Origin of the sequence: Penaeicola halotolerans, assembly GCF_016464625.1 — a bacterium.
Taxonomy (GTDB): domain Bacteria; phylum Bacteroidota; class Bacteroidia; order Cytophagales; family Cyclobacteriaceae; genus Penaeicola; species Penaeicola halotolerans.
This window is the reverse complement of the sequence record NZ_JAEAGO010000003.1, coordinates 336,315-352,407: the sequence shown is the minus strand read 5'-3', so window position 1 is coordinate 352,407 and position 16,093 is coordinate 336,315. Positions and strand designations below refer to the sequence as shown.

Here is a 16,093-nt window from a genome sequence, read left to right as displayed (position 1 = left end):
ATGCTGAATTTATCTAATAGAAGGGTAGCGCCTGAGATGTCTAAAGAAAACGAAAGACTATACTCCTTGAAAGTGTTGAAAACACCCAAGGCTGGAAAGCTTTTGGCTAGGTGGCTATCAGGAATATTTTTGGTATTGTTCATTATTCTCTTTCTGCCTTGGCAGCAAAATATACAAGGATACGGATCACTAACTGCCTTGACTCCAGCCAATAGGCCTCAGACTATAGAGACTGTGATCGCAGGTCGAATAGAGAAATGGGGTATAGCGGAAGGTCAGTATGTGACTAGAGGAGATACTATCATGGTTATTTCTGAGGTGAAGGATGCTTATTTCGATCCTGAGTACCTCACTAGGCTTTCTGAGCAGATATCTGCTAAAAGAGGGACAATCAGTGCGAAAACTGCGGAAATAGCAGCGCTAGAGCAGCAGTTAACTGCTATGAGAAGGAGTATGGTCCTCAAGATTGAGCAAGCAAACAATAAATTTCAACAGGCAATACTCAAAGTACAAACAGACAGTGCAGCGCTAGAGGCAGCAAAGCTGAATTACCAAATCGCCAATGATCAGTACCGAAGATTCAAAGTGATGTATGACTCTGGTACTATCTCGCTTAATAAGCTCCAACAAATAAATCTTACTAGACAAAAGTCGGAAGCAGATCAAGAAACAGCTGCTAATAATCTAGACGCTAGTCGAAACGCAAGAGTCATCGCAGAAGTAGATATTTCTGCTACTGAGGCTGAGTTCATGGACAAAATCAGTAAGGCTGAGTCTGACAAAAGTAAGGCTAGTTCGACACTCTTTGAATCTGAAGCAGAGCTATCAAAGCTAACTAACCAGTATGCCAATGTGCGTATAAGAACCAGTCAATATGCGATACTTGCTCCTCAGGATGGCTATGTGGTCAAAGCATTGAAAGCAGGTTTGGGTCAGACCATCAAAGAAGGCGAGCCGGTAGCGACTATCATGCCTGAAAATCCAGATGTGGCTGTAGAGCTATACGTGAAGGCTATGGACGTGCCGCTTTTGTCTAAAGGAAGAAAAGTTAGACTTGAATTTGACGGATGGCCAGCCTTACAGTTTAGTGGATGGCCACAAGTAGCAGTTGGTACTTTTGGTGGTGTAATAGAAGTGATCGATTTTGTAGATAGTAAAGCTGGTCAATACAGAATACTCGTTAGGCCTGATCCTACGGAAGAACCATGGCCAAATCAATTAAGACTTGGCTCAGGAGTATATGGCTGGGCGATGCTTGATGAAGTGCCTGTATGGTACGAGATCTGGCGTCAACTCAATGGCTTCCCTCCAAGCTTAGAGACGGAGCCTAGCGAATCAGCCTTAGGAAAGAAAGCTTATACAGATTCAGCACCTATTAAGTAATACCATTTTGACACTGATAAATAGATATATCTTATTGACCTTGGCTCTAGTCCTAAGTCTAGTCCATGCTATCGAAGCACAGGAGAGAGATACTGTGCAGACTAAGGCAGGATTAGATTATGTCTATCTAGATGGTAAGCTAACTTTAAGTTTAGAGGATTTTTATACCATCATATTGGCCAACCACCCAGTGGCTTCACAAGCGAGGCTATATGAAGAGATCGCAAGACAGGAGATTAGATTGGCAAGAGGTGCTTTTGATCCTGTCTTGGGAGGCGATTATGATTATAAAAATTTCAGCAACACTGAGTATTGGGATATTTTGAGCTCTGAGTTAAAGATCCCCGTTTGGTTTGGGACTGATTTGAAATTGGGTTATGATAGAGCTGATGGTACTTATTTGAGCGATGAGCGAACTTTTCCTGACAATGGGCTACTGACCGCAGGTTTTTCTGTCCCACTAGGTAGAGACCTCATCATTGATGGCAGGAGGGCTGCCTTGAGACAAGCGCAGCTATTGCCTGAGCTAGCTGAGGCGGATCGTATTAAGCTGATTAACAAACTTTTGCTAGATGCCACTAAGTTCTATTGGGATTGGTATTTTGCGCATCAAAATCTCACTATACAAGAGGAAGGAATCAACTTGGCTAGAGAGCGATTTAAGCTCTTGAGACAAAATATGATCTCTGGAGATAATGCGCCTCTTGATACTGTGGAGGCACTTATCACTTTGCAGACTAGAGAGATAGAGTTCAAGCAAGCACAGCTGGAGTATCAAAATGCGAGCATTAGAGTATCTAACTTTATATGGTCAGAAAATCAAGAACCCCTTGAACTCAATGAAATATTTCCCGCTCCGAGTGGTCTTAATTTCTTTGAGTTGACACTATCAGATCTGGAGCGCTTGAGAAATCAAGCAGCTGTCAGCCATCCTGAGTTGATCAGAGTAAATACCGTACTGAAGCAGTTAGAAATAGAAAGGCAGTTGGCTAAGAATAATCTACTCCCTTCTATTAAGGCAAACTATAACTTTCTGCAAGAGTATACTAGAAGTCCTGAGTTTCCTAATCAAGGTTTTTTTAGAGAGGATTATAAATGGGGACTTTCAGTTTACATACCGCTTTTTATGAGAAAGGAGCGTGCTAAGATGCAACTCACCAATGTGAAGTTACAGCAGACTTCCTATGATCGTAATATTCTCAACAGAGAAATCCTCAACGAGATCAATGCAGTATATAATGAGCTGCTGACACTGAAGGGCTTGACGGAGATGCAACAGCAAGTAGTAATCAATAATGAAGCAATGCTTAGAGGAGAACTTTTGAAGTTTAGAAATGGTGAGAGTACGCTTTTCTTAGTCAATACACGTGAAAACAATCTGCTATCAGCACGTATGAAGCTTCTAGATCTCAACACAAAATATCAAAAAGCGAGGGCTACGCTTTACTGGGCAGCTGGAGTGCCAAATCTCACTGATCTTTGACATTGGCTGAGCTGACGGGTATAGCAAAGATACTTTTAGCTTTGTCTATCTTACCGTTACTCACTTTGACTACAAAAAGCTCAGTCTTTTCTTTGTCCATCTCATAGGTTTTTTTGAATTCTCCTTTTTTGAGAACAGTTTCTTCATGTATGAGATTTCCTATGATGTCGTAGATTCTAATGACGATAGGTCTAGATTGCGTATTATTAAACTCCAAGCTAAACTTCCGCTTCCCTTGAGATTTTAGTTTGAAATCCACCTCAGTGGTTAGCATTTCATTTGGATAATACAGTCCTTTTTCAGTGAGTGTAACAGGTTTTTGCGTATTAGTTGACTTGGTTTGTGCGAATAAAGTCACTTGCAACAGGAGCAAGCAGGCTATTAAAACGCCCAATTTAAAAAAAATCGTTGTAGTATGAGTTAAAATATGTTTCATTTATCCAAATCGAGGCGCAAGTTAAACAAAATTTGAGGAACGACTTCAAAAAGCATGTCAAATAAAGTGCCCGTTTACATGTACGTGCAGCGTTCGTATTCGTTCGCTAAATTTTCATGCTTCACTTCATGCTGCTGATTTAGAGAAGATTGCTATCTTGGCACTTAGCTTGTCGCTATCTGAATAAAACAGTTTATGTACACTAAGCAGACACTCATAGAGGCACGTGGATTGGGAAAATCTACAGCTCACTTACAGCATGATCTCAAAGGAGTTAATCTTACTTTGCAGGAAGGAGATTTTCTAGTGATATCAGGTGCTGAAGGAGCAGGTAAATCATCTTTGCTTAGTTTATTGAGTTTGTTGGAGATCCCTGATCAGGGTAAGTTACTGTTTTTGGGTAGGGATGTTACGACATACAGTGAAGATGAATTGGCTAGATTTAGATCGCAATATTTTGGATATGTATTTCAAAACTTCAATCTTATTTCAGGACTGACACTCAGCCAAAATATAGAGATACCACTGGTTTATTCAGGATTGCCTTTAAGTCAAAGAGTAGATCGCGTTAAGGAAGTTTTAGAATGTTTTAAGATCGCTCACAAAGCGGATGAGCAGGTGAGTAATCTGACTGTAGATCACTTGGTAAAAGCTAGTTTGGCAAGAGCGATCGTTCATAAGCCTCAAATTTTGATCATTGATGAACCCTTCGAAAAGCTGAGTTGGGCTGAAATTAATTTTGTGAGAGATAGCTTAGTAAAGTTAAATGAAGAGGGAATGACCATCTTATTGACCGCACATACGGCTTCTGACACTTTGATGGCTAATAAAAAACTGCATTTGTTTGATGGCATGCAAGTGCCTGGAGAGACTTCTTTTTGATCAATCTAACTGATAGATTAGTAAGGCCTTTTCAGTGAATAAATAGCTAAACTTCCCATTTTGCAGATAGAAGTTGATGCCATTTACAGGAAAGTTTAATCTAGTTACTTCTTTACTGTAGATATCTTGTTTGATGAGTTGATTTTTTAAAGCAAAGTAAAGTGTATTTCCTTCAAAGTTGAAGTAGCTTACTGGAGCTTCTGTAGCTATACTTCTGATGTAATTGCCAAACTGATCAAAAATCAAGATATTATTTTCCTCTGTACTTATAAAAATCAAATTTTGATACACTCGCATATAGAGCGGATTGATTTCATCTTGAGGGATTTGCAGATTGAGTGGATTGTCTACCATCAATCTTTGATAAAGAGGATCTATTTTTTTTAAACTCAAACTTACTTGATCGATCATCCAGATTCTACCATTAGGCTCGGGACTGATTTGACTGGCGAGATCGATGAGATTATTTTGATTGAGATTGACTTCTGACAGTGCTCTCAAAAACCGATCATATACTGTATAAGACTGAAAATCTCTGTAGAAGACAAAAATATTCATCTCTTGCCAAGCTTCTATACTCGATACCTTGCCTACTCTTTGGGGGGAGATACTGAGTAATTCTTCTCCTTTAGCGTCAAATTGCTTGATATTTCCCTGACTATCTGCAGCATAGACATTGCCTTTATTGCTGATAGATACGGCAGATACGCGATCTATGGGATGAGTTTTCAATAGTTTCCAGCTACTGTCTTGAGCGAAGCTCCCAATGGAGGAAATCATCAAGAAAAGAGAGAGAAAGGCTTTCATTTTTCAAAAGTTTCTAAGCTGAGCTGATCACCATCAAATACAGCGTAGGTATTGAACCTGATCCATTCGCCTAAGTTGACATAGCGTGCAGTATCACCTACTTGTAGGTCCAGAGGCAGATGCCTGTGTCCGAAGATATAGTAGTCATGATGCTCATTGAGTTCTACTTCTTTGCTGTAGGCCCAGAGCCATTCATCATTTCCTTTGAAGCTGTCTTCGTTTTTCTCTAGATTCGAGGCTCTACTGCTCTGAGACCAAGAAGTAGCCAACCATATGCCAAAGTTGGGGTGAAGCCTTGCAAAAAGCCATTGAGCAATAGGACTAGTAAAGATTTTTTTCAGAAACTTATAAAAATTATCTCCTGGACCTAGCCCATCACCATGTCCGATTAGAAATTTAGCCTTATTCACTTCTAAAGTGATCGGCTCTTTGTAGACAGGGATACCCAGTTCCTTTGGGAAATAGTCAAACATCCATAGGTCGTGGTTGCCTGTAAAAAAATAGATTTTGATTCCAGCATCTTTTAGCTGAGAGATTTTACCCAGAAATCTGATAAACCCCTTTGGAATTGCTCGCTTGTACTCAAACCAAAAATCGAAAATATCACCTACTAGAAATATGGCTTCAGCGTCATTGGATACCTGATCTAGCCAACGAATGATTCTATGTTCTCTTTCTAAACTTTCAGAAGCATTAGGCGCGCCTAGGTGAAAGTCTGAAGCGAAATATATTTTCTTTCCTTTGCCGAGTTGGATTTTCATATCGTAAATGAATGTACCATTAATTTAGCTTAAATAATAACCCGAAGGGCTTTTTCGATACACTTTATATGAAGTCTATCGGTGACTTGATGCACTTCACCATCTGTGTGAAACCAGCACATAGGCAGCTCATATAACTCACAGGATTGGAATAATTTATATTCCATAATGGTGCTTGGTTTTAGTTTTTTACCAAAGAGATCCAGCCCAAGTTTGGGTGCTTTATATAAGGGGAAACTGCGTATGATACAGAGATCAAGCATACCGTCTTCCACAGAGGCTTGAGGTGCGATATGTGCATTATTGCCCCATTGAGTCGTATTGGCAAAAGTCATCAGCAAGCAATTTTCTTGGTATACCTGATCTGCAATTTTTAGCTGATAAGTACTTGGCTGGTAAGAGCGATACTCCTTCAATACTGCTTTCACATAATTACTCAAGCCACGATGAGGCATATCTGCGAAAACTTTACCTATCCACGCATCAAAGCCTAGTCCCGCTGTGCAAAAAAATATATGTTCATTGGCCTGACCAGCGTCTATTTGAATGTCTTCCCAGTGATTGAGTTTTTGGATGGCAGCTTTAGTATCCATAGGGATACCGAGATGTCGCGCTAGGCCATTACCTGAGCCAAAGGGAATGATACCAAGTTTGCACTGACTATGAAGGAGGGCGTTTCCTATTTCGTTGATTGTACCATCTCCACCTACAGCTACTACTGCATCATATCCTTCTTCTAAGGCAGCATGTGCTAGTGCCTTAGCCTGTCCAGCATAGGTAGTGAAGCTGATCTTGTAATCAAACTTTTCGGCATCAAGATATTGATCAATGAGAGCAGGAACGTGATTTTTCCTTCTTGTACCAGCTATAGGATTGATGATAAAGAGTAGTTTGTGCTTCACTAGGATGATTTTGACACAAAAATAGGGATAAAAATCACTTAGGATTTATAAATAAAACCTAAATCCACAAGAGTTTGCATTTATAAGAATAAAAGGCGCCATTAGCGCCTTTTATAGTTTCATTGATTAGATTCCAATCCACTTAAATTCATACTGTTTTTCAGGGACTACTATGCGATCAGAGATTCTTCTCAGTCGATTAGGAAGTGCCATGAGATAGTCTCTTGCTTTTTCAGCTGACTCATTGAGTCCTCCGATTTTTTCGATATTCCACTCCTTGAGGAGAGATTCTAATATATCGATGTAGTCATAAGTCGTATAAACTTTGATACGCTGAGCAGCATCAGAGAAATGGCTAAACAAACTTCCTATAGCACCGCCTGATTGTCTCAGTAGGAGGGCAGGCATGACGATTTTCTTTTTCATCATGTCATCAAATGCCAACATGATTTCATTAGGGTCTAGATCAAATATTCTTTTGACAAACTCTATATAAGCGGAGGCATGTCTGGCTTCATCTGACGCGATCACTCCACACATTTTGGCTAATTGGTTGTTACCAGCTTTTTTGGCTAGTGTAGCGACTCTTCTATGTGAGATGTTGGTTGCTAGTTCTTGAAAGCTGGTATAGACGAAATTTTTGTAAGGATCATGTGACGTGCCAATATCAAAACCGTCCGCAATGAGGTATTGTGTAGAAACTTCCATTTCTCTCATATTTACTCTTCCAGAGAGATAGAGGTACTTATTGAGTAAGTCTCCGTGTCTATTTTCTTCAGCAGACCATGCTCTGATCCATTTTGACCAGCCATTTTCATTTTCTTGATCTACACCTTCGATATTCATCAACCATGCTTCATAAGTCGGCAATGCCTCCTCTGTGATTGTATCACCTATCAGCACTGCCCACAAGTCATAGCTCATCTCTTTGGCGAGTTCTTGCAGTTCTTTTATTTTCTCAAAGAAATTGGGATCTCTTGAGTCTGGAAGGAAGTCAGATGGTTGCCAGTTTTCCTCAATTGGCTTGAGGTATTTGGCAGAGAGTTCATTCATCGACTTCTCCAAGGTATTCATTACTTCTAATCTGATATTGGGTAATTTCATAAACTATATAATTGAAATAAGGTAGTGCTATGTAAATAGATTGTTTGTCTTAAAGTTTAACGCTTGATCGTTAAGCTTCGTGCCATGGATTTGTGGAATAGTAAATAGAGGATAGATTTGATAAATTAAAGGTAGTTGACAAAGGCTTCATTTCAAAAAAGGCTCCTATAAACTATTGGGATAAATTATAAGCGGTAAATATTTACAAAAATGAAGTGTCTGATGAAGCTTCTGCTGTCATTTTTTCAGCGATATCTTTACCAAGATAGCTATCAATCCAGCTATGTGCGATGTATAGGATTGGGGTTAGGAGGACTGCTACACTGAACTTGTAGATGTAATTGATAATGCCTACAGCGATCATTTGCGAGAAACTCCAGTTGCCGAAAACATAAAAGGCTATCCCGAGGACTACAAAGCTGTCTATGAATTGAGAGACAAGTGTAGAACCGGTAGCTCTGAGCCAAATCATTTTAGGGCCTGTGATCAGTCTGAGCTTTTGAAAGACAAAGACGTCCACTAACTGACCAAGTAAAAAGGCTGTCAATGAGCCTATGATGATCCCAAGACCCTGTCGGAAGATAGTACTAAATGCGAAATCAATATTAAAAGTATTTCCATCATTGTCCACATTATTGACTTCTAACCAAAACTTTGCAGGAGGAAGTATAGTGACGATCCAGATGATAAAAAAGCAGAATAGAATCAATCCAGCAGTGATGAAGCTGATCTTCTTGACTCCCTTTTTGCCAAAATACTCATTGATAATATCTGTAGTGATAAAGACGACTGGCCAAATGACTACCCCTGCTGTCAAATTGAAATCAAGAATATACTGACCGAAGAAACTAATCTGGGCAGGTGCTAAACCTAAAGTGGCTTCACCAGAAAATATCTTGACTCCAATGATTTCTGCAAGGATCGCATTGGTCAAAAATATACCACTCAATATGATGAATAGATTAGTCTTTTTATGATGAAATGTCTGGTCGAAACTCATAAAGATGCGATTAAAGCGCGTAAGTGTGTCCTTCTAGTGCTAAGTCAGAATTTTCAAATATAGTTCGACATTCGTTGATCAAAGGATTTAGATCTTTGTATCTAATTGAGTAATGGCCAATGATCAGTCGTTTGACCTCGGCTGCCTGAGCGATCTGGGCTGCCTCTAGAGTGGTAGAGTGTAGAGTTTCATGTGCTCTATCAACCATCTCTTGCATAAAGGTAGCTTCATGGTAGAGTAGATCTGATCCTTTGATATAGGTTACTATACTAGGATCATAGGCAGTATCACTACAGTAGGAGTACACCCTTGGAGCTTTGGCTGGTTTGGTATAGTCTTTATTTAGGTACTTAATGGTGCCATCTGTATGATAGATGTCTTCTCCATTGCGAAGTCGATTGATTTCAGCTATGCTTATCCCAGTAGGGAGTTTTTCTTTGATTAAACTTCTTAGTTTTGGTTTTTCCTTAAATAAGAAGCCTGTACAAGGCACTCTGTGATTTAATGGGAAACTATAAACCTCCAAATATTTGTCCTCAGTTACTTTGGTCAGTCCTGTCGAAGGGTCTGTGGGCTTGAAGTCTATGTAATAGTTTAGGTGGGTATTGGAGTGCTGTAGCTGAGTAGTGATGATCTCAATCAACCCTGGAGGCCCGTACAATTCAAGTTTAGTAGTACGCCCCAACAGGTGAAATGTGGATAGCAATCCAACTAAGCCCAAATAATGATCTCCATGTAGGTGACTAATGAAGATCTTATTGATTTTAGAAAATTTGATTTTGTACTTTCTGAGTTGCATTTGAGCACCCTCTCCACAGTCGATCAAATAGGCCTGATTATGATAGGTTAGAAACTGTGCAGTTTGATTTCTATCATGAGCAGGTGCAGCAGAGTTGGCGCCCAATATGGTGACTTCAAAATCCAAGTTTAGTCTTCAGATTCTTCGTCTCCTAACTCACTTTCGATTTCGTGCATGAATATCGCATCTACTGCTTCTTCGAGTGTAGGTACGAGATAGAGTACTTTTTCTAGTTGAGAAATCTTCACTAGCTTCAGCACATGTTCTTGAGATCCTACTATCACGAATATACCTCCTACTTCTGTAAAAGCGCGATTTCCTACTAGAAGCGCACTAAGTCCTGAAGAGTCTACATACTTTACGCCTGAGATATCAAGAATCATATTTCTATGACCTTCGGCTGCCATGGTAATCAATTCTGACTTGAGAGCAGGTGCTAGTGCTGTATCTATTTTCTCTTCATTTAGTGTGAAGTTGCAGTACTGTTCTTTTTTATCGATTGTGTATTTCATCTCTATTTTTCTTTAAAAACTATGATTGCGACCATTCAGTTTGAGGTCTTATTAAATATTTGAAAGGATAGCATTTTTGATGCGATCCATCATATCAGCATTATCTGATTTGATGAACTTCTCACCTGTGATATGCTCATATAGTTCTATGTATCTTTCCGTGATACTGTCGATGATCTGATTAGTCATTCTAGGGATTTCTTGCCCTTCTTTTCCTTGAAATCCATTGCCTATTAGCCACTGTCTTACAAACTCCTTTGAAAGCTGTCTTTGAACGTCACCTTTTTGCTGTCTGTCTTCATATCCTTCTAGATAGAAGTAACGAGAAGAGTCGGGTGTGTGGATCTCATCGATGAGTGTGATTTCTCCTTTGTACTTGCCAAATTCGTACTTGGTGTCAACTAGAATCAATCCTTTGTCTTTAGCGAAGGCACTTCCTCTCTCGAATAAAGCTAGCGTGTATTTCTCCAAATGCTCATATTCGTCTTTGGCTACGAGGCCATGTGCGATGATTTCTGCCTTACTGATATCTTGATCATGCCCTTCATGAGCCTTAGTAGTAGGAGTGATGATCGGGTAGGGCAGTTTGTCATTTTCTTTAAGTCCGTCTGGAAGTGGTACTCCACAGAGTATTCTCTTGCCAAGGTTATATTCTCTCCAAGCATGCCCTGCCAAATAGCCCCTGACTACCATTTCTACAGGATAAGCTTCACATTTTTTTCCGATCGTTACATTTGGATCTGGAGTAGAGATCACCCAGTTAGGCACGATATCCTTTGTCAAATCCAAAAACTTAGCAGCGATCTGATTTAGCACTTGACCTTTGTATGGGATGGGTAATGGGAGTACTACATCAAATGCAGAAATGCGATCTGTGGCGATCATCGCTATTTTATCCCCAAAAAAGTAGACATCTCTTACTTTACCTTTATAAAATCCTGTCTGTTGAGGGAAAGAAAAATTAGTTTCTTTGATCGCTGACTTCATGAGTTTGTTTGTTTAAACAAAAATAGTAAGATTCCTTTAATATGGAAGGTGAGAGGGATTATTTGACCTCAACTTTCTCTCTGCTTCTTTCCTCTCCACGGAAATAGTTGATTTTTTCTATAGCTTGGCCTGATTCATTGTAGATCAGCCAGTTTCCATGTCGTTCATCGTTGTAGTAAGCGCCTGTCACAGCTGGTTTTCCATTTGTATGAAACTCAGTAAAGGTGCCATTTTTCTTATTATTGGTATTGTAGTAAGTACTAATCAATCTTCCCGATTGGTCGTAATTTTTCTCAATGCCATTAGCTTGACCATTAGCATATATACGTGAAGTCGCTAGCTGCCCTGACTCATAGTAGTAGAGTCTTTCTCCTTGGATTTTACCTTTTTTATAAGTCTCTTTTCGCTCAGGGTTGCCATTAGCATAGTAGTATATCCATAGGCCATTTTCTATTCCATTTTTGAATTTACCTTCTTCTACTTTTTGACCGTTTTCATAGTAGCGCTCATAGTGTTTGAGTTGACCTTTACCAGCATATTCTTTGAGTTCGTTGACTTTTCCGTCTTCAAAATAGCTGATAAACTTACCCACAGGTTGTCTTTTCTTGTATCTAGAGATGACACTCAACGTACCATCTTCATAGTACTCCTTATTTTCCCCATCAGGATATCCTCCTAGATAGCTTCCTTCTGCGCGTAGCGTTCCGTCTTCAAAATAAGTTTTGAAAGGACCAGTTTTATAGCCCATCTCATAGACAAATTGTGAGGCTATCTGGCCATCGACATAGTATTCTGTAAATTGACCATGTTTCAGACCTGTCATGTAGTTTTCTTCTGCTCTGAGATTACCTGCTTCATCATAAATTTTGACTAATCCATGCACTCTTCCTTTGAGATAAGTGAGTTCCTTATGGACTTTCCCATTTTCGTAGTACTCAGTGGCTATTCCCTCTGGAAAATTGCCCATGAAATTAATTTTTGACTTAGGTTTACCGTTGGCATAGTAAGAGGTGAGTGGGCCAGCTAATGAGTCTTGGTGATAGATTGCTTTTTCTTTGATAGTACCATCTCTAAAGTAAGCAATGGAGTTTCCTTGCTTTTTATTGGCTTCGTACTCGGTGGTTCTAGCTACTGCAAAAGTATCTTCAAAGTACTCTTTAAACAATCCATGCATCAGACCTGCATCAAATCTACCTTCAATCTGAGGGTTGCCATTTTCATAGTATTTGATGTAAGGACCGTCCATTCTTCCTCTGACACGTGTGTAGACTTCTTTTTTCTTTGTCTTCGCCTCATCATAATAGAAGATCACTTCCTCTTGTGCCCAAGACTTTTGATGAGCACTTAATAGTATGAAACAGGCAAGAAATGATACTATAGACACATATAAAACTTTTCTGATACTTAGCGAGTTTTGGTGCGTATTTAGAGGTGAAAACATCATCTATAATTAGGTAAAAGGATTTATCTATTGATCTAAAAAGACTTTCAATCGCTCGATTCGCTCATCGAGTTGATTGGCTACTTTATCATAGTCATTGGCATTTTGAAGTGGTGCATTGACGCTGATGTAGAATTTGATTTTTGGCTCTGTGCCTGATGGTCTTGCAGAGATTTTACTTCCGTCTGCTAGGTAAAATTGAAGTACATTTGAAGATTCTAGTGTCAATGGAGTTACTTTTCCTGATAGGATATCTTTATCAGTTCCTTTTTTGACATCAATGATACGGATGACTTTCTGTCCAGCGATCTCTTCGGGCATATTTTCCCTAAAGTTTTGCATCATTCGTTGGATTTCTTCTGCTCCATCTTTTCCTTTTTTAGTAAGCGAGATCAGAGACTCTTTATAGAAACCAAACTGTGTGTAAATATCGGCCAAGATGTCAAATAAGTCTTTACCTTGGGTCTTTGCCCATGCAGTGATTTCCGACATCATGGCGCAGGCAGATACACCATCTTTATCTCGTACCTGATCACCGATCATATATCCATAGCTTTCTTCCCCTCCTCCTATGTATGTTTCTTTAGCTTCTTTTTCGCGAATGACTGCTGCTATATTTTTAAAGCCAGTCAGTGTTACATAGCATGGCACACCAAATCCAGCTGAGATTTTTTCTAAGATCTCTGAAGTGACGATTGTACTTACGGTAAATTCCTTCCCTTTTAGCTTCCCATTTTCCTTCCATTTTTGGATTAAATAATAGGTAAGGATAGCCGCAGTTTGATTACCATTAAGGATTTCGAATGCACCCTTTTTATTCTTGGCTACGATGGCTAATCTGTCTCCATCAGGGTCGCAGGCCATGACGATATCAGCATCTACTTTTTCTGCGAGCTTGATGGCCAATGTCAGTGCTTCTGCTTCTTCAGGATTAGGATAGATGACCGTAGGAAAGTTGCCATCAGGTTGTTCTTGCTCTTTGACCAAGTGGATATTCTCAAAACCAAAAGCCCTAAGTGCAGCGGGCACCATTTTGCCAGTAGCTCCGTGAATAGGGGAAAAGACGATTTTTAAATCTTTGTGTTTAGTAACTGCACTTGGAGATAAACTGAGTGATTTGACCATTTTCAGATAAAGAGCATCCATTTCTTCTCCTATGTAGCTGATAGCCGATTCATTCCCAGACATTTTGACCATAGAGATGTCTGTGATTTTTTGTACTTCAGCGATGATATTTTTGTCGTGAGGTGCTACTATCTGACCACCATCATTCCAGTAAGCCTTATAGCCATTGTACTCTTTAGGATTATGAGAGGCAGTCACCATCACACCGCTGTGGCACTTTAGCTGTCTGATGGCAAATGACAACATGGGAGTAGGGCGGAGCTCTTTGAAGTAAAACACCTTGATCCCATTGGCAGCAAAAACATGTGCTGTAGTGTCAGCAAAAAGGGTATTATTGATGCGGCAGTCGTGCGTGATGGCTACGCGAATTTCTTCTCCAGGATAAGTTGCTAAAAGGTAGTTAGCAAGTCCTTGAGTTGCCATGGCCACGGTATATTTATTCATCCGATTGGAGCCAATTCCCATGATACCTCTCAGACCTCCTGTTCCAAACTCTAGATCACGATAAAAGGCATCTTCTAACTCTTTTGAGTCAGGATTATCTAGCATTTTACGAATAGCTGATTTAGAATCCTCGTCTATATTACTGTTTAGCCAAGCAGTGGCTTTTGAGATGATATGTTGATCTGCCATAAAGGGTCATATTATAGGTTTGAAAATAGTAAAAAATATGTTTTGAATACATTTTGACCACTAATATCCGCTTGTTTTCTTAGAAATAAAAAAAGCATGAACCATTTTGATCCATGCTTTTACTTGATTTTTGTGAGACTTATAGATTGCCTCTTAATTCTTGTTCTCTTTCAATTGCTTCAAATAGTGCTTTGAAGTTTCCTTTACCAAAAGAGGTAGCACCTTTTCTTTGGATGATTTCAAAGAAAACAGTAGGCCTATCTTGAATTGGCTTAGTGAATATTTGTAATAAATATCCCTCCGGATCTCTATCTACAAGGATGTTTAATTTTTTGAGAGGCTCTAGATCTTCATCGATATGACCTACTCTGTCTAATAAATCATCATAGTAAGTGCTAGGGACATTGAGAAACTCAACTCCTCTAGCGCGTAGCTCTGATACTGAGTGTACGATGTCATCAGTAGCGATAGCAAGATGCTGTACGCCTGGGCCATTGTAGAAGTCTAGATACTCCTCGATTTGTGATTTTTTCTTGCCTTCAGCAGGCTCATTGATAGGGAATTTGATGAATCCATTACCATTTGACACCACCTTAGACATCAGCGCAGAGTATTCGGTAGAGATGTCTTTGTCATCAAATGTGATGAGAAGTTTGAATCCCATCACGTTTTCGTAGAAGTCTACCCATTTATTCATTTCTCCCCAACCGACATTGCCTACGCAATGATCTATATATTTTAGACCAATAGATGTACTCTTATAAGTTGATTTTCTTTCTTGATAGCCTGGTAGGAAGACTCCACTGTAGTTTTTGCGCTCTACGAAAGTATGTATTGTTTCCCCATAAGTTTTGATAGAAGCTACTTTTACTTCGCCATGCGCGTCTTTGATGATCTGAGGCTTTGAAGCAGAGACAGCACCTCGGCTTGTAGTTTCTTTCCAAGACTTTTCAGCATCATCTACCCATAGTGCGAGGACTTTGACACCATCTCCATGCTTGCGTACATGGTCTGCCACTGGGTGATTTTCTTGAAGCGCAGTGGTGAGTACGATTCTGATTTTGTCTTGCTTCAGCACATACGAAGCTCTATCTTTCACGCCTGTCTCAGGACCTGCATAGGCGATGAGTTCAAATCCCATAGCGTACTGATAAAATAGCGCTGATTGCTTGGCATTACCGACATAAAACTCAACGTGATCTGTACCATTGATTGGCAAAAAGTCTTGTTCCATTTTAATATTGGGTTTATTTAGATGATTTTGATTCTATAACAGCCGCAAAGTTAAAAGAATTCACTTAAGATAAATGCCTGTTTTCCTTGCAAGTTTAAGGGATACTCTAGAGTTTTGTATAGATTTTAACCAAAAGAAGAACACATGGAATTATCAGCTCTGGAGAAATCACTAGGGGAAATAGTAGAAAAAAAATACGCTTTAAGTCAACTTACTTATAGTGATACCGACTATGATACCATAGAAGATGAGCTACATGACTTAGAGGATGCTTTCAATGAGACTTATGGAGAGTATCTAGAAGATGCTTTTCAAAGAATTTATGATGATCTCTGTCCAGATAATGATGTCTTGCTACCTACAGCTTATATCGCAGATCAGTATATAGCACTACAGCCCGATGCTAAAGGGAGGGTAGGATATGAGGTTAAAGGTGTAGCTGGAGTACCAGTAGAGGCGGATGATTTTGGTGGTAAAGATGTCAGGTTATTGCTCTTGCCATATCCGACACGAATTATGGTGCAGCTTGAAGGCAATATGGTTCATGAAGCTTGGAGAGCAAAATAAGTTGTGAATTGATATAACAAAAAATGAAATGCAGTGA

The 16,093-nt window shown here is 39.5% G+C and carries 16 protein-coding genes; 4 read left to right on the top strand and 12 right to left on the bottom strand.

The window, feature by feature from the left end; genetic code table 11:
• Both I5349_RS09135 and I5349_RS09130 read left to right on the top strand, forming a co-directional pair.
• On the top strand, nucleotides 1-1,383 hold the full coding sequence (locus I5349_RS09135; RefSeq protein ID WP_226390454.1) for an HlyD family secretion protein: 1,383 nt from the start codon (nucleotides 1-3) through the stop codon (nucleotides 1,381-1,383).
• 7 nt (nucleotides 1,384-1,390) lie between these two features.
• Entirely contained in the window at nucleotides 1,391-2,866 is a 1,476-nt protein-coding gene (locus tag I5349_RS09130) for a TolC family protein (protein WP_226390453.1), read from the top strand.
• On the opposite strand, the gene I5349_RS09125 is transcribed toward I5349_RS09130, so the two are convergent.
• A complete protein-coding gene (locus I5349_RS09125) occupies nucleotides 2,853-3,224 on the bottom strand; it encodes a hypothetical protein (RefSeq protein WP_226390452.1) in 372 nt (123 codons plus the stop codon). The genes I5349_RS09130 and I5349_RS09125 overlap by 14 nt on opposite strands.
• Nucleotides 3,225-3,497: 273 nt before the next feature.
• On the opposite strand from I5349_RS09125, the gene I5349_RS09120 reads away from it, so the two are divergent.
• On the top strand, nucleotides 3,498-4,184 hold the full coding sequence (locus tag I5349_RS09120) for an ATP-binding cassette domain-containing protein (RefSeq protein WP_226390451.1): 687 nt from the start codon (nucleotides 3,498-3,500) through the stop codon (nucleotides 4,182-4,184).
• Here the strand turns inward: I5349_RS09120 and I5349_RS09115 are convergent, their stop codons facing one another.
• From I5349_RS09115 to hppD, 11 genes are all read right to left on the bottom strand, one after another.
• Entirely contained in the window at nucleotides 4,185-4,991 is an 807-nt protein-coding gene (locus I5349_RS09115; RefSeq protein ID WP_226390450.1) for a hypothetical protein, read from the bottom strand.
• Entirely contained in the window at nucleotides 4,988-5,752 is a 765-nt protein-coding gene (locus I5349_RS09110) for a UDP-2,3-diacylglucosamine diphosphatase (RefSeq protein ID WP_226390449.1), read from the bottom strand. Before I5349_RS09110 ends, I5349_RS09115 begins: the two co-directional genes overlap by 4 nt.
• 29 nt (nucleotides 5,753-5,781) lie before the next feature.
• Nucleotides 5,782-6,654 carry a diacylglycerol/lipid kinase family protein gene (locus tag I5349_RS09105; RefSeq protein WP_226390448.1) on the bottom strand — a complete coding sequence of 291 codons (873 nt, stop codon included), beginning with the start codon at nucleotides 6,652-6,654 and terminating at the stop codon, nucleotides 5,782-5,784.
• Nucleotides 6,655-6,780: 126 nt separating this feature from the next.
• Complete coding sequence (locus tag I5349_RS09100; RefSeq protein WP_226390447.1) at nucleotides 6,781-7,758, bottom strand: acyl-ACP desaturase; 978 nt, start codon at nucleotides 7,756-7,758, stop codon at nucleotides 6,781-6,783.
• A 202-nt stretch (nucleotides 7,759-7,960) separates the two neighbouring features.
• Nucleotides 7,961-8,758, bottom strand: a complete 798-nt coding sequence (locus I5349_RS09095) for a queuosine precursor transporter (RefSeq protein WP_226390446.1) — start codon at nucleotides 8,756-8,758, stop codon at nucleotides 7,961-7,963.
• 10 nt (nucleotides 8,759-8,768) lie between these two features.
• Nucleotides 8,769-9,683, bottom strand: a complete 915-nt coding sequence (locus I5349_RS09090; protein WP_226390445.1) for a ribonuclease Z — start codon at nucleotides 9,681-9,683, stop codon at nucleotides 8,769-8,771.
• A gap of 2 nt (nucleotides 9,684-9,685) precedes the next feature.
• Nucleotides 9,686-10,069, bottom strand: a complete 384-nt coding sequence (locus I5349_RS09085; RefSeq protein ID WP_226390444.1) for an STAS domain-containing protein — start codon at nucleotides 10,067-10,069, stop codon at nucleotides 9,686-9,688.
• A 51-nt stretch (nucleotides 10,070-10,120) separates the two neighbouring features.
• The gene (locus tag I5349_RS09080; protein ID WP_226390443.1) at nucleotides 10,121-11,056 is read right to left on the bottom strand and encodes a phosphoribosylaminoimidazolesuccinocarboxamide synthase; all 936 of its coding nucleotides are present in this window, start codon (nucleotides 11,054-11,056) and stop codon (nucleotides 10,121-10,123) included.
• 58 nt (nucleotides 11,057-11,114) lie between these two features.
• Complete coding sequence (locus tag I5349_RS09075) at nucleotides 11,115-12,440, bottom strand: toxin-antitoxin system YwqK family antitoxin (RefSeq protein WP_226390442.1); 1,326 nt, start codon at nucleotides 12,438-12,440, stop codon at nucleotides 11,115-11,117.
• Nucleotides 12,441-12,524: 84 nt separating this feature from the next.
• On the bottom strand, nucleotides 12,525-14,255 hold the full coding sequence (locus tag I5349_RS09070; RefSeq protein WP_226390441.1) for a phospho-sugar mutase: 1,731 nt from the start codon (nucleotides 14,253-14,255) through the stop codon (nucleotides 12,525-12,527).
• A gap of 139 nt (nucleotides 14,256-14,394) precedes the next feature.
• Complete coding sequence (hppD, locus tag I5349_RS09065) at nucleotides 14,395-15,489, bottom strand: 4-hydroxyphenylpyruvate dioxygenase (protein WP_226390440.1); 1,095 nt, start codon at nucleotides 15,487-15,489, stop codon at nucleotides 14,395-14,397.
• 144 nt (nucleotides 15,490-15,633) lie between these two features.
• Between hppD and I5349_RS09060 the strand changes: the two genes are divergently transcribed.
• A complete protein-coding gene (locus I5349_RS09060) occupies nucleotides 15,634-16,056 on the top strand; it encodes a hypothetical protein (protein ID WP_226390439.1) in 423 nt (140 codons plus the stop codon).
• The last annotated feature ends 37 nt before the right edge of the window (nucleotides 16,057-16,093 follow it).

Bases quoted from the DNA above. Each gene is read 5' to 3' on its own strand.
- I5349_RS09135 (WP_226390454.1), top strand. From the start codon at position 1: ATGCTGAATTTATCTAATAGAAGGGTAGCGCCTGAGATGTCTAAAGAA.
- I5349_RS09120 (WP_226390451.1), top strand. From the start codon at position 3,498: ATGTACACTAAGCAGACACTCATAGAGGCACGTGGATTGGGAAAATCT.
- I5349_RS09115 (WP_226390450.1), bottom strand. From the start codon at position 4,991: ATGAAAGCCTTTCTCTCTCTTTTCTTGATGATTTCCTCCATTGGGAGC.
- I5349_RS09110 (WP_226390449.1), bottom strand. From the start codon at position 5,752: ATGAAAATCCAACTCGGCAAAGGAAAGAAAATATATTTCGCTTCAGAC.
- I5349_RS09100 (WP_226390447.1), bottom strand. From the start codon at position 7,758: ATGAAATTACCCAATATCAGATTAGAAGTAATGAATACCTTGGAGAAG.
- I5349_RS09095 (WP_226390446.1), bottom strand. From the start codon at position 8,758: ATGAGTTTCGACCAGACATTTCATCATAAAAAGACTAATCTATTCATC.
- I5349_RS09085 (WP_226390444.1), bottom strand. From the start codon at position 10,069: ATGAAATACACAATCGATAAAAAAGAACAGTACTGCAACTTCACACTA.
- I5349_RS09080 (WP_226390443.1), bottom strand. From the start codon at position 11,056: ATGAAGTCAGCGATCAAAGAAACTAATTTTTCTTTCCCTCAACAGACA.
- I5349_RS09070 (WP_226390441.1), bottom strand. From the start codon at position 14,255: ATGGCAGATCAACATATCATCTCAAAAGCCACTGCTTGGCTAAACAGT.
- hppD (WP_226390440.1), bottom strand. From the start codon at position 15,489: ATGGAACAAGACTTTTTGCCAATCAATGGTACAGATCACGTTGAGTTT.
- I5349_RS09060 (WP_226390439.1), top strand. From the start codon at position 15,634: ATGGAATTATCAGCTCTGGAGAAATCACTAGGGGAAATAGTAGAAAAA.